We start from the raw sequence: 13,564 nt of genomic DNA, 5'->3' as shown, positions 1-13,564 counted from the left end.
CTCGGCTCGATGCTGCTGTACTGGTACCACTACGCCGTCAACGGCAACATCATCGACGTCGAAACCAACGACGACAGCATCGGCGGCCACTTCCTGCACCTGCTGCACGGCGTCACGCCGCCGGAATCCTGGGTCAAGGCCATGCACACCAGCCTGATCCTCTACGCCGAGCACGAGTTCAACGCCAGCACCTTCACCTGCCGCGTCATCGCCGGCACCGGCTCCGACATCCACTCCGCCATCACCGGCGGCATTGGCGCGCTGCGCGGGCCCAAGCATGGCGGCGCCAACGAAGTCGCCTTCGAAATCCAGAAGCGCTACGACAACCCCGACGAAGCCGAAGCCGACATCGTCAAGCGCGTCGCCAACAAGGAAGTCGTCATCGGTTTTGGACACCCCGTTTACACCGTCAGCGATCCGCGCAACAAGGTGATCAAGGAAGTGGCGCGCAGCCTTTCCAAAGAGCAGGACAACACCAAGATGTTCGACATCGCCGAGCGGCTTGAATCGGTGATGTGGCGCGAGAAGAAGATGTTCCCCAACCTGGACTGGTTCAGCGCGGTGAGCTACCACATGATGGGGGTGCCGACGGCGATGTTCACGCCGCTGTTCGTCATCGCCCGCACCTCGGGCTGGTCGGCGCACATCATCGAGCAGCGCATCGACGGCAAGATCATCCGCCCGTCCGCCAACTACGTCGGACCGGAAGACCTGGAGTTCGTGCCGATCGAAAAGCGCAAGTGATCGCGCAGTAAGGGCGAGCCGCCCGCGGCGGTTCGATCCAGCCGGATGAACGGCCCCCATGTCACGGCATGGGGGCCGTTTTTTTGCGGCGCGGGACGCACCGCGCGTCCGCGGTGCAGACGCTTTTTCAGGCGGCTCACCGGACGTTCCACCAGCAGGTAGGCGAGGGTGCCGCAGGCCAGCGCCGCGAGTATGTTCTGCGGCCATGCAGTCCAGAACCAATGCGCCTGATAGGTGTTCGGCTCGCCGAGAAACAACTGCTGCCAGAGATAGATGCTGTAGGAAGCCAGGCCCAGCCAGCGCAAAGGCGCCCACGACAGCGCGGGGCGCAACAGGCCGTCCTCCATCACGGTTTCCGCCACCAGGACAAAGGCGGCCAGCGGCAGCAATGCCGCCTGCAGGGCCGTGCCGAATGCAAGGTAGTGGCCGTCGCGCTTGTAACAGGCCGCCGCGAGCGCACCCAGCGGGAACAACCACAGGGCCGCGCGACGCAGGCCCAGCCGCAGGCGCAATTCGCCGAACAGCCGCTGCCGGGTGTGCAGCAGCACCGCGAGCAGGCAGCCCGCGGCGAGGTAGGGAATACAGGGCAGCGAGTTCGCCAGCTTCGGCGGGATCACTTCCAGTCCGGTCAGGGCCAGCAAGGGGCTGGCCAGCACCATGGCCAACAGCACGACAGCTGCGCGGCCGCTGTGCATCAGCGACAGGAACAGCAAGGGCCAGAACAGGTAGAACTGTTCCTCCATCGACAGGCTCCAGAAATGGCCGAAGAACCAGTCGCCTTCGAGCCAGTTGAAATTCTTGGTGAAGGTGAGCGCGCCGAAAAAGGATTGCCAACGCCACACCATCAGGCCGAGACTCGCCGCCACGGCGATGCCGATACAGGCGATGGCGAAGGGCGGCAGGATGCGCAAGGCACGCCGCTTCCAGAAAGCGGACAGGCTGACGGTGCCGCTGCGCTGGCGCTCGCGCAACATCAGTAGCGTGATGATGAAGCCGCTGATGGCAAAGAACAGGTAAACGCCAAGGATGCCCAGGTCGCGGATCGGCCACAGGAAGGCCGGCGGATTGTTGCCGCGCGCGGCGTGCCCCATCAGCACGATCAGGATCGAGATCGCGCGCAGGCCGTCGAGACTGTCGATGCGTTGCGGCAGCGGGTCGGCGCGCCGCTGCGGCGCATTGGCGGCGGCATGAGGGTGCGGCTCGTGGCCGCGCATCGGACGCGCGGCATTGGCGTATGCGTGTGCCCTGGGCACACGCTGCGGGCGGGCTTCACTGCCCTTGGCGGCGGATTCCATGTATAACCGACCGCCCTGGTCCGGAAAAGTTTTCTTTTCCGCTCAGCGGTGTGGCGCACAGCAAGGGCCATGGTTGTGAATTTATCCTTCGGGCATGTGTCTGAAGCGCAGTCGCAAGAAATGCGGCAGATCACCTGGGGACCCCCGATGCCGACGATCTCGGTGCTGCACAAAACGACTTATCGCTATGCCAAGCCGGTCAGGCTGGGCCAGCACCGCATGATGTGTCGTCCACGCGACAGCCATGATCTGCGTCTGATCGACACCCGTCTCACCATCACGCCGCAGGCGCATGTGCGCTGGATGCACGATGTCTTCGCCAATTCCATCGCGGTCGCCAGCTTCGACGATGAGCCGGCGACAGAGCTGTGTTTCGAGTCCCGCTTCGACGCCGAGCACTACCCGGTCGATCCCGGCCATATCGAGATCGATCCCTACGCGAGTGTTTATCCCTTCCACTACGGCTTCGAGGAGATGCCGGACCTGGTGCGCACGGTGGAGCGCCACTATCCCGATCCGGAGCGCAGGGTCGACCAATGGGCGCGCGCGTTCCTCGGCGAAAGCCGGACCTGCGACACCATGGAACTGCTGATGAACATGAACCGCGCGATCAAGGAGCAGTTTCCTTACGCCCGCCGGGAAGAAGTGGGGACGCAGACGCCGCTGGAAACCCTGGATAAGCAATCCGGCAGTTGCCGCGACTTCGCCCTGTTCATGATGGAAGCGGTGCGCAGCCTAGGCTTCGCCGCGCGCTTCGTCTCGGGTTATCTGTACGACGAGGAACTGCTCGCCGCCGAGTCCGGAGTCGTCGGTGGCGGCGCCACGCATGCCTGGATGCAGGTGTTCCTGCCCGGCGCCGGCTGGGTCGAATTCGATCCGACCAATGCGCTGGCCGGCGGCCGGAACCTGATCCGCGTGGCGGTGGCGCGCGATGCGGCACAGGCCGCGCCCCTGACCGGCAGTTTCACCGGCGCGCCGGCGGATTTCCTCGGCATGACGGTGGAAGTGACAGTCACGGCGGGCGGTGCGCGGCAGAACCAGGTCCAGAATCAGACGCAGAACCCGCCGCAAGATCAGACACAGAACCAGTCTCGGAACCGGGCGCAGGATCAGATCCAGACACAGAACCAGAATCCCGGGCAGTCAGCACGCGCGCGGTGATTGCACATGTTCCGGCTGGAAACCCAGCCCGAGCACTCTTGCCGGAATACGTTGCAGCAGCGGTGAACGGCCCAGCAGCCGCAGCAGCCGGGGCGGGGCAGCGGATCAGCGTACTGGCTTCCGCCCTGGTTTCCAGGGCGAAAGCGGGAAACCGCCGGGCCCGGTCGGCGATGAAGTTGAGGAAATCCCACTGCGGCATGAGGGCGACGAATTTGCACTGCGTCGGCAGATGGGAAAAGTCGACGATATTGAGCAGGGTGTCGCCGATCTGCACGCCGAGCTGCCGCGCTTCCTGGTGCGGGAGCTGGAGGAAAGCTTCCAGCAAGCCCAACTCGTGCATCAGTTCCAGGGTGGAAGGGTGGATGGTGTCGCCGCGGAAATCGCGCAGGAAGTCCTGGTGTTTCTCCAGCACCAATACCGGTACGCCGGCCCGGGCCAGCAGAAAGCCCAACATCAGGCCGGCGGGACCGCCGCCGCCGGCGCAGCAGCGGACTTCGATGGATCGCATGGCCTAGCTTGATCCTGTCCGCTCCATTTCAGAAAAATCCTTTTTAATCAGGATCTTGCGATTTTCCGGTGAACGCCCCTGAAGAGGGCGGCCGAATCCAGGACCCCGATAAAGCGGAATAAGCTTATGCCTTTTCTGGAATTAGAAGCGTTGACCATTGTTCGCCTGCATAAGCGAATTTACACTCGCACCCCGCAAATTGTTGCACCGCATGAATGCGGAAGGCTGAACAAGTGTTCGATGCAGCCCCCCAGGGCAATATGCCCGCTGGACCGAGCGCCGCCGTAGTGGACGAGGCGCAACTGCTTGCGCTCAACGAGAAGTACCTGCCGCTAGGCTTCGAAGAGCGCATCCGGACCCTGTACCAGGATTTCGCGCCGGAGAAAGTGCTGGTCACCTCGTCCTTCGCCGCCACTTCCGCCTATTTCCTGCACATCATCTCGCGCATGCGGCCGCAGCAGGTGATCCACTTCATCGACACCGGCTACCACTTCCCGGAAACGCTGGAATACCGGCGCTACCTCGTCGAACTGTTCAAGCTGACGGTGGAAGACGTGCGCGCCGAGGACTGGCAGCACCAGTTCACCGTCGACGACAAGACCCATGAACGCGATCCGGACTATTGCTGCGCGGTCAACAAGATCCAGCCGCTTGAAGCGGTCAAGCTGAATTTCCACGTGTGGGTCTCCAGCCTGATGCGCTGGCAGACCGATCATCGCGCCGGCTTGCCGGTGTTCGAGTTGCGCCGCGGCATTCTCAAGTTCAATCCGATGATCGACGTCACGCGGGAAGAGCGCGATCTTTACATCCGCGAGCATCAGCTGCCGTTCCACCCCATGGTGGCGCGCGGCTATTCCTCCATCGGCTGCACCCATTGCACCGTGGCCGGCGACGGCCGCACCGGACGCTGGGTCGGCAAGCCCAAGACCGAATGCGGTTTGCATCTCTGAAAAGGTGTTTGCAGCCGTGTAACGGTCGGGATTCGCTTGTTTCGGGGTGGTTCACGGTTCGGCGCCGCATGCGTCACCGTATGGCAGCAGCGCAGGCGGAAACAGCTTAAAATCCGCGTCCTCTGCAGTCTTCCCACCCAAGGCCGATCCCCCGACCGATGACCAAGACCTCCTTCCCCAAAGAGGACCTCAAAGTCCTGCTGCTCGAAGGCGTGAGCCAGACCGCGGTGCGCTGCTTCCGCGACGCCGGCTACAGCAACATCGAGTACCACGAGAAGTCTCTGCCCGAAGCGCAGCTGGCCAAGGCGGTGGCGGAAGCGCACATCGTCGGCATCCGCTCGCGCAGCCAGCTGACTGCCGAGATGTTCAACAGCTCGCGGCGCCTGTTCGCGGTGGGCTGCTTCTGCATCGGCACCAACCAGGTCGACCTCGACGCCGCGCAGCTGCGCGGCGTGCCGGTGTTCAACGCGCCGTATTCCAACACGCGCAGCGTGGCCGAACTGGTCGTGGCCGAGGCCATACTGCTGATGCGCCGCATTCCCGAAAAGAACATGGAATGCCATCGCGGCGGCTGGTCCAAGTCGGCCAGTGGCAGCTTCGAGGTACGCGGCAAGACGCTTGGCATCGTCGGCTACGGCCATATCGGCACCCAGGTCGGCGTGCTGGCGGAAAGCCTCGGCATGCGCGTCCTCTACAGCGACATCGAGACCAAGCTGGCCCTGGGCAACGCCATGCCCGCCGCCAGCCTCAACGACCTGCTGGAACGTTCCGACATCGTCAGCCTGCACGTGCCGGAAACGCCCGAGACCAAGAACATGTTCGGCGCGGCCGAGATCGCCCGCATGAAGAAAGGTGCGGTCCTGATCAATGCTTCGCGCGGCACCGTGGTCGATATCGACGCCCTGGCCGAAGGCCTGCGCAGCAAGCACATCGGCGGCGCGGCGGTGGACGTGTTCCCGGTGGAGCCCAAGGCCAACGACGAGCGCTTCGTCTCGCCCCTGGTCGGCATGGACAACGTCATCCTGACGCCGCACGTCGGCGGCAGCACGCTGGAAGCGCAGGAGAACATCGGCCTGGAAGTGGCGGCCAAGCTGGTGCGCTACAGCGACAACGGCTCCACGCTCTCCGCTGTGAATTTCCCCGAGGTGTCGCTGCCCGGCCATACCGGCAGCCGGCGCCTGCTGCACATCCACCACAATGTGCCGGGCGTGCTGTCGCGCATCAACGAAGCCTTCTCCAAGAGCGGCGCCAACATCGACGCGCAGTTCCTGCAGACCAGCGGCAAGGTCGGCTACGTGGTGATCGACGTCACCGCCTCGGAGGAACAGGCCGAGATCATCAAGGACGATCTCGCCGCGATTCCGGGCACGGTGCGCACTCGCCTGCTGTACTGACCCGCGGCGGTCACTGACTCGAAAGTATTATTGAAGAATGCCGCGTCCCGCGTTCAGACTCGGCGAACGAAACTCGTTTTGCAGGCTGTGCACCGGAGAAGCAAGGCATGAACAGTAAGGAAGCCCTGAAGAAAGCCGCCCTGGATTACCACGAGTTTCCGACGCCCGGAAAGCTGTCGATCACCGCGACCAAGCAGCTGGTCAACCAGAGCGACCTGGCCCTGGCGTACTCGCCCGGCGTCGCCTTCGCCTGCGAAGCCATTGTCGAGGACCCGCTCAACGTCTACCGCTACACCGCGCGCGGCAACCTGGTCGGCGTCATCAGCAACGGTACCGCCGTGCTGGGCCTGGGCGCCATCGGTCCGCTGGCGGCCAAGCCGGTGATGGAAGGCAAGGCGGTCCTGTTCAAGAAGTTCGCCGGCATCGACGTCTTCGACATCGAGATCGATCAGCGCGACCCGGACAAGCTGGTCGAGGTCATCGCCGCGCTGGAGCCGACCTTCGGCGCCATCAACCTGGAAGACATCAAGGCCCCCGAATGCTTCGTCGTCGAGCGCAAGCTGCGCGAGCGCATGAAGATCCCGGTGTTCCACGACGACCAGCACGGCACCGCCATCATCGTCGGCGCAGCCTTCTACAACGGCCTGCAGGTGGTCGAGAAGGACATCAAGAAGATCAAGCTGGTGGTCAGCGGTGCGGGGGCCGCGGCGCTGGCCTGCGTCGACCTGCTGCTGGATCTCGGCCTGCCGATCGAAAACGTCTGGCTCACCGACCTGGCCGGCGTGGTCTACAAGGGCCGCAAGGAGTTGATGGACCCGGACAAGGAGCGTTTCGCCCAGCCGACGGAGGCCCGCAAGCTGGCCGACGTCATCGAAGGCGCCGATGTATTCCTCGGCCTCTCCGCTGGTGGCGTGCTCAAGCCGGAAATGGTCAAGGTGATGGCGGCGCGCCCCCTGATTCTGGCCCTGGCCAATCCCACGCCGGAAATCCTGCCGGAGGAAGTCAAGGCGGTGCGCAATGACGCGGTCATCGCCACCGGCCGCAGCGACTACCCCAACCAGGTCAACAACGTCCTCTGCTTCCCCTTCATTTTCAGGGGCGCGCTGGATGTCGGCGCCACCACCATCACCCGCGAGATGGAGATCGCTACCGTCCACGCCATTGCCGAACTGGCGCGGCAGGAGCAGAGTGATATCGTGGCGGCCGCCTACGGCGGCATCGAGGACCTGGCCTTCGGTCCCGAATACATCATTCCCAAGCCTTTCGATCCGCGCCTGATCGTCAAGATCGCGCCCGCCGTGGCCAAGGCCGCGATGGAGTCGGGCGTGGCCCAGCGCCCCATCGAAGACCTCGATGCCTACGCCCAGCGCCTGCTGCAGTTCGTCTATCACAGCGGCACCCTGATGCAGCCGATCTTCGCCGCCGCCCGCAAGGCCTCGCCGGAACGCAGCCGCATCGTCTACGCCGAAGGCGAGGATGAGCGCGTCCTGCGCGCGGTGCAGATCGCGGTGGACGAGAAACTGGCCCGGCCGATCCTGGTCGGCCGCCCGGCCGTGATCGAGCGCGCCATCAAGCGCCACGGCCTGCGCCTGCGCGCCGGCGAGCATTACACCGTGGTCAACACCGAGAACGACCCGCGCTACCGCGAGTACTGGCAGAACTACCACCAGATCACCCAGCGCAAGGGCATCACGCCGCAATACGCCAAGCTGGAGATGCGCCGCCGCACCACGCTCATCGCCGCCATGCTGCTGAAGAAGGGCGAGGCCGACGGCATGATCTGCGGCACCATCAGCACCACCGGCCGGCATTTGCACTACATCGACGAAGTCATCGGCAAGTGCCCCAATACCAACGTCTACGGCGCCATGAACGGCCTGATCCTGCCGGGACGACAGGTATTCATCGTCGATACCCACGTCAACCTCGATCCCAGCGCAGAAGAACTGGCGGAGATCACCCAGTTGGCGGCGGAACAGCTCCGCTCCTTCGGCTTGACGCCCAAGGTGGCCTTGCTGTCGCATTCCAACTTCGGCAGCAGCAATGCGCCTTCCGCCCAGAAGATGCGCCAGACCCTGGCGCTGCTCCGGGAGCGGATGCCGAACCTGGAAGTGGACGGTGAAATGCACGGCGACTGCGCCCTGGACGAAGCGGCGCGCAAGGCCATCCTGCCGGACAGCACCCTGCACGGCAGCGCCAACCTGCTGGTCTGCCCCAACCTGGACAGCGCCAACATCGCCTACAACCTGCTCAAATCGGCGGCCGGGCATAACGTGGCGATTGGCCCGATCCTGCTGGGTTGCAAGGCGCCGGTGCATATCCTCACCGCCTCCGCCACCGTGCGCCGGATCGTCAACATGACGGCGGTTACTGTCGTCGAGGCCAATAAGGCAGCCGCTGCCGCTGCCTGACGGCGGGGCTTCACAGCATTGACATCCTCCAGGCGGGGATGACAGGGCAGGTGTCCGGGTTGCTCCGGGCGCCCAAGCGGCGCCATCCCTGTCCGGCGAATGCCTTTTTCTTGGTACACACAGGCGCGCAGCCTCCGATTTGACAGGTTGAGTGACGAATGTTGAAAATCGTCAGATGCGCAGCGCCGCCCGTACCCAGCCCGAAACCCGTGACCGCATCCTGCAGGAGGCGGAGCGTGTGTTCCGTGCCTATGGCTACGCCAAGACCACGGTGGCGGAGATCGCCAAGGCCTGCGGCATGTCCCCGGCCAATGTCTACCGCTTCTTCGAAAGCAAGGCCACGATCAACGAGGCGCTGACCGAGGTGATGCTGAAGCGCCAGGAAGATCTCGCCCTGGGCATTGCCGCCGAGAAACGGCCTGCCGCGCAACGGCTGAAGAAGCTGATCGTCGAGATGCACCGTTTCACCTGCGAGCAATACCTCAACGAGTCGCGCGTGCACGAGATCGTGCTCAAGGCGATGGACGAGCAGTGGAGCGTGATCGACGCGCACATCGAGCGCATGCGCCTGCTTTACCGCGCGGTGATCGACGATGGCGTCCGCAGCGGCGAATTTCAGGGCAAGAACATCGAAGCCCGGGGCACTTGTGTCTTCAATGCCATCTTGCCGTTCTGCCATCCGCAGCTGGTCGCGGAGAAATTCGCCGAGGACAAGGGCGAACAGGCGGAGCTGATGGCCGATTTCCTGCTCGAAGCCCTCCGGGTCAAAAAGCCCTAACTCTTTTGCTCATTTCAACAGTCCAGACACGGATGCCTGGCAGCTTGGACAGGAAGTCCGTACTAACGAAAGCGAAAATATGTCAGAAGTCAGGAAGGAGTCGGATATGAAACTGCACCACGGCTTGGCGGTCATCGCGATTCCCCTCCTGCTCGCCCTGGCTGGCTGTGGCAAGCCGCCGGCCAAGCCCGAGGACATCCGCCCGGTGCGCAGCATCGTGGTCAACCTGGGCAGCGTCGATTCCGGCAACACCTACGCCGGTGAAGTGCGGCCGCGTTACGAATCCGACCTGGGTTTTCGCGTCGCCGGCAAGATCCTCAATCGCTCGATCAACGTTGGCGACGTGGTCAGGTCCGGCCAGGTGCTGGCCAGGCTGGATGCGCAGGACCTGGCCCTGAGCGAAGCCAGCGGGCGCGCCCAGGTGGCGGCACTGGATGCGCAGCTTGCTGTGGCCAAGTCGGATTACGAGCGCAACAAGAAACTGTTCGACGAAGGCGTGATCGGCGCTGCGGGGATCGACCACTACCAATCCACCTACCAGGCGGCGCAGGCGCAAGCGGAAGCCGCGCGGGCGCAGCTGCGCGCCACCAGCAATCAGACCGGCTATGCCGAATTGCGGGCGGATCACGACGGCATCATCACCGCGGTAATGGCCGAGCCGGGGCAGGTGGTCTCGGCGGGGCAGACGGTGGTGCGGCTGGCACACTCCGGCGAGATCGAGGTCGCCTCCAATGTGCCGGAGGATCAGATCGGCCGGGTACGCGCGGGGATGCCGGTGCAGGTTTCCCTGTGGGCCAGCAGCGGCTTGCAGATCCCGGGCACCATCCGCGAGCTGGCTTCCAGCGCCGACCCCGCGACCCGCACCTACACCCTGCGCGTCTCGGTGCCGCAGCCGCCGCCGGAGATGAAGCTGGGCATGACCGCCAGCGTGCGCATTCCCCTGACCGGCGTGCCCAAGCTGATCCATGTACCGCTGGGCGCGCTGATCGAGCAGCAGGGTCACAAGGGCGTATGGGTGTTCAACCCCGCCTCGCAGCAAGTCGAGTTCCATCCCATCGCCATCGCTGGTGTGGTCGGCAACGAATTCCTGGTTGCCGACGGCCTCAAGGACGGCGATGTGGTGATCACCGCCGGTGCGCCGCTGCTGCAGGCCGGGCAGAAGGTGAAGCTGATGCCGCGCGATGCGCTCGCCGCAAGCTGAGGCACTTCGATGAAACCAGGGGAGGAGGGCGGTTTCAACCTGTCGCGCTGGGCGATCGAGCACGTCTCGTTCACCCGTTTCCTGATCGTGCTGCTGGTGGTCAGCGGCGTAATCGCCTATGCCAACCTGGGGCAGCGTGAGGATCCTACCTTCACCTTCCGCCTGATGGTGGTGAGCGCCTACTGGCCCGGCGCCACGGCCAGGGAAATGGAGCAACAGGTCACCGACAAGCTGGAGGAGAAGCTCGCCGAGACACCCTGGCTGGATTACACCCAGAGCTATTCCAAGCCGGGCGAGGCGCAGGTCTTCGTGGTGCTGCGCGAGGATACGCCGCCGAAAGAGGTGAAAGGCTCTTGGTACCAGGTGCGCAAGAAGATCGGCGATATCCAGGCCAACCTGCCCAGCGGAGTCAACGGGCCCTATTTCAACGACGAGTTCGGCGATACCTATATCGCCATGTATGCCTTCCATTCGGAAGGCTTCACCTACGCCGAACTGAAGGACTACGTCGACCAGGCGCGCAACAGCATGCAGCGCGTGCCCGGCGTGGAGAAGGTGGATCTGCTCGGCGACCAGGAGCCGAAGATCTACGTCGAGTTTTCCTACCGCAAGTTCGCCGAGCAGGGCATCACCTTCCAGCAGCTCGGCGAAGCGCTGCAGGGCCAGAACACCATCGCCCCGGCCGGCCAGCTCAATACCCCGGACAAGGCGATCTACATCCGCGTCGCCGGCCATTACAACTCCATCCAGGACATCGAGGACACGCGGTTCCGCGTCAACGGCAAGAGCCTGCGCCTAGGCGACTTCGCCCGCGTCTACCGCGGCTACCAGGATCCGCCCACGATGAAGATCCGCCAGCGCGGCCGCGAAGCCATCGCGCTGGGCGTGGTGATGCAGCACGACGCCGACGTGCTGGAAGTCGGCAAGGACCTGCAGAACACCCTGGCGCAGCTGCACAGCACCTTCCCGGTGGGCATCGAAGTGGCGCAGATCACCGATCAGCCGGCGGTGGTGCATGTGGCGGTGGGCGAGTTCCTGCGCTCGCTTACCGAAGCGGTGATCATCGTGCTGGTGGTCAGCTTCTTCAGCCTCGGCCTGCGCACCGGCATGGTGGTGGCGCTGACCATACCGCTGGTGCTGGGCGTGACTTTCGTGGCCATGAAGTACGCCGGCATTGAGCTGCAGAAGATCTCGCTCGGCGCGCTGGTGCTGGCACTGGGCCTGCTGGTCGACGACGCCATGATCTCGGTGGAGATGATGGCGCGCAAGCTGGAGGAGGGCTACGACAAGCTCAAGGCCGCTTCCTACGCCTATACCTCCACCGCTTTCCCGATGCTCACCGGCACGCTCATCACCGCCGCCGGCTTCCTGCCGGTGGGCCTGGCCAAGTCCTCGGCGGGCGAATACACCTTCTCGATCTTCGCCGTGGTCGGCATGGCGCTGCTGATCTCCTGGTTCGCCTCGGTCTATTTCACGCCCTTCATCGGCCACTGGCTGCTCAAGGCGCATCCGCAGGAGCCGCATGCACTGTTCCAGTCGCCGTTCTATCGCCGCCTGCGTGGCGTCATCGACTGGTGCGTGGAGCATCGCTGGAAGGTGATCGTGGTCACAGCCCTGGCTTTTGCCTTGAGCGTGTTCAGCTTCCGCTTCATCCCGCAGCAGTTCTTTCCGGACTCCACCCGGCTGGAGATCATGGCCGACCTGTGGCTGCCGGAGGGCTCGAGCTATGCCGCCACCGAGGATGTGGCGAAACGCATGGAAGCGAAGCTGGCGCAGGATCCGGATGTGGCGGATTACGTCGCCTATGTCGGCTCCGGCAGCCCGCGTTTCTACCTGCCGCTGGACCAGCAGCTGCGCAACACCAATCTCACCGAGTTCATGATCGTCAGCCGAGACATCAAAGCGCGCGAGCGCCTGCGGCTGAAGCTGCGGCAGTGGCGGGATGAAGGTTTCCCGGAAATACGGATGCGCATCGACCGCCTGCCCAATGGTCCCCCGGTGGGCTGGCCGGTGCAGTTCCGCGTCATGGGGCCCGATCCCGAAGCCGTGCGCGGCTATGCCGAGCAGGCCAAGCAGGTGGTGCGGGCCAATCCCTACGCGATCAACGTGCACGACAACTGGCACGAGAAGATCCTGACCCTGCACGACGAACTGGACCAGGAGAAGCTGCGCGTGCTCGGCATCACCAGCGAGCAGGTGCGCAATGCCGGTCAGACCATACTTTCCGGCACGCAGATCGGCACCTACCGCGAGAACAACCGCAACATCGCCGTGGTGGCGCGCCAACCGCTGGACGAACGCGACCGCCTCGGCGATCTGCGCGATTCCTACATGCCGACCATCAGCGGCCAGTCGGTGCCGTTCTCGCAGTTCGGCCAGGCCAAGGCGGTGTTCGAGGACGGCGTGGTGTGGCGCCGCAACCGCGAGCCCGCCATCACCATCGAGGCCGAGGCGGTCGACGGCATGCAGGCGCCGGACGTGACCAACATGATCTACACCGCCCTGGCGCCGCTGCGGGCGAGCCTGCCGAGCGGCTACAGCATCCAGATTTCCGGCGCGCTGGAGCAGAACAAGATCGCCAACGATTCGATCAACGCGCAGATGCCGAAAATGGCGGTGTTGATCCTGTTGCTGCTGATGATCCAGTTGCAGCACTTTGGCCGTACCGTGCTGGTGTTGCTCACCGCGCCCCTGGGCATCATCGGTGCCGCGCTGGCGCTGCTGGTGACGCAGGCGCCGTTCGGCTTCGTCTCCCTGCTCGGCGTCATCGCCCTGGGCGGCATGATCATGCGCAACTCGGTGATCCTGGTCGACCAGATCCGCCAGGACGTGGCCGAAGGCCACGACGAATGGACCGCCATCGTCGAATCCGCCGTGCGCCGCTTCCGCCCGATCTGGCTTACCGCCGCCGCGGCGGTGCTGGCGATGGTGCCGCTATCGCGCAGCGTGTTCTTCGGGCCCATGGCCATCGCCCTGATGGGGGGCCTGATCGCCGCCACGCTGCTCACGCTGACCTTCCTGCCGGCGCTGTACGCGGCCTGGTTCCGGGTCAAGCGGCCGGATACCGCACCTGCCCGGTAAGCGTGGAAACAGGTGGTGTTGCCGCCCTGCTTCATCTCCAC

At 64.4% G+C, this 13,564-nt stretch carries 9 protein-coding genes and 1 pseudogene; 8 read left to right on the top strand and 2 right to left on the bottom strand.

The features are described 5' to 3' along the window. On the top strand, positions 1-744 hold a 744-nt coding region (locus BP26_RS0115785), incomplete at its 5' end, for a citrate/2-methylcitrate synthase (RefSeq protein WP_029921538.1). Here the strand turns inward: BP26_RS0115785 and BP26_RS0115780 are convergent. Next, positions 693-2,039: an acyltransferase family protein gene (locus BP26_RS0115780; protein WP_029921537.1), complete on the bottom strand. Its 1,347-nt coding sequence runs from the start codon at positions 2,037-2,039 to the stop codon at positions 693-695. The genes BP26_RS0115785 and BP26_RS0115780 overlap by 52 nt on opposite strands. Before the next feature lie 147 nt (positions 2,040-2,186). On the opposite strand from BP26_RS0115780, the gene BP26_RS0115775 reads away from it, so the two are divergent. Further along, positions 2,187-3,200: a transglutaminase family protein gene (locus tag BP26_RS0115775; protein ID WP_084183139.1), complete on the top strand. Its 1,014-nt coding sequence runs from the start codon at positions 2,187-2,189 to the stop codon at positions 3,198-3,200. Positions 3,201-3,303: 103 nt separating this feature from the next. Here the strand turns inward: BP26_RS0115775 and BP26_RS31130 are convergent. Further along, a pseudogene (locus BP26_RS31130) lies at positions 3,304-3,708 on the bottom strand (FAD-dependent monooxygenase); the annotation flags it as partial. Between the two features lie 260 nt (positions 3,709-3,968). On the opposite strand from BP26_RS31130, the gene BP26_RS0115765 reads away from it, so the two are divergent. The 6 genes from BP26_RS0115765 to BP26_RS0115740 all read left to right on the top strand — a co-directional run bounded on the left by BP26_RS0115765 (position 3,969) and on the right by BP26_RS0115740 (position 13,523). Beyond that, on the top strand, positions 3,969-4,658 hold the full coding sequence (locus BP26_RS0115765) for a phosphoadenylyl-sulfate reductase (protein WP_029921534.1): 690 nt from the start codon (positions 3,969-3,971) through the stop codon (positions 4,656-4,658). Positions 4,659-4,816: 158 nt separating this feature from the next. After that, a complete protein-coding gene (gene serA / locus BP26_RS0115760; RefSeq protein WP_029921533.1) occupies positions 4,817-6,052 on the top strand; it encodes a phosphoglycerate dehydrogenase in 1,236 nt (411 codons plus the stop codon). Positions 6,053-6,159: 107 nt separating this feature from the next. Further along, positions 6,160-8,463, top strand: a complete 2,304-nt coding sequence (locus tag BP26_RS0115755; RefSeq protein ID WP_029921532.1) for an NADP-dependent malic enzyme — start codon at positions 6,160-6,162, stop codon at positions 8,461-8,463. Between the two features lie 175 nt (positions 8,464-8,638). Next, entirely contained in the window at positions 8,639-9,241 is a 603-nt protein-coding gene (locus tag BP26_RS0115750; protein ID WP_029921531.1) for a TetR/AcrR family transcriptional regulator, read from the top strand. A gap of 106 nt (positions 9,242-9,347) precedes the next feature. Beyond that, positions 9,348-10,442, top strand: coding sequence for an efflux RND transporter periplasmic adaptor subunit (locus BP26_RS0115745; RefSeq protein ID WP_036517091.1), 1,095 nt, complete (start codon positions 9,348-9,350; stop codon positions 10,440-10,442). 9 nt (positions 10,443-10,451) lie between these two features. Continuing rightward, on the top strand, positions 10,452-13,523 hold the full coding sequence (locus BP26_RS0115740; RefSeq protein ID WP_029921529.1) for an efflux RND transporter permease subunit: 3,072 nt from the start codon (positions 10,452-10,454) through the stop codon (positions 13,521-13,523). The last annotated feature ends 41 nt before the right edge of the window (positions 13,524-13,564 follow it).

The sequence above is a fragment of the Nevskia soli DSM 19509 genome (assembly GCF_000711955.1).
GTDB lineage: Bacteria > Pseudomonadota > Gammaproteobacteria > Nevskiales > Nevskiaceae > Nevskia > Nevskia soli.
This window is presented reverse-complemented; position numbering and strand designations above follow the sequence as displayed.

Coding starts and splice junctions, on each gene's coding strand:
- BP26_RS0115750 (WP_029921531.1), top strand. CDS start 8,639: ATGCGCAGCGCCGCCCGTACCCAGCCCGAAACCCGTGACCGCATCCTG.
- BP26_RS0115780 (WP_029921537.1), bottom strand. CDS start 2,039: ATGGAATCCGCCGCCAAGGGCAGTGAAGCCCGCCCGCAGCGTGTGCCC.
- BP26_RS0115765 (WP_029921534.1), top strand. CDS start 3,969: ATGCCCGCTGGACCGAGCGCCGCCGTAGTGGACGAGGCGCAACTGCTT.
- serA (WP_029921533.1), top strand. CDS start 4,817: ATGACCAAGACCTCCTTCCCCAAAGAGGACCTCAAAGTCCTGCTGCTC.
- BP26_RS0115755 (WP_029921532.1), top strand. CDS start 6,160: ATGAACAGTAAGGAAGCCCTGAAGAAAGCCGCCCTGGATTACCACGAG.
- BP26_RS0115775 (WP_084183139.1), top strand. CDS start 2,187: ATGCCGACGATCTCGGTGCTGCACAAAACGACTTATCGCTATGCCAAG.
- BP26_RS0115740 (WP_029921529.1), top strand. CDS start 10,452: ATGAAACCAGGGGAGGAGGGCGGTTTCAACCTGTCGCGCTGGGCGATC.
- BP26_RS0115745 (WP_036517091.1), top strand. CDS start 9,348: ATGAAACTGCACCACGGCTTGGCGGTCATCGCGATTCCCCTCCTGCTC.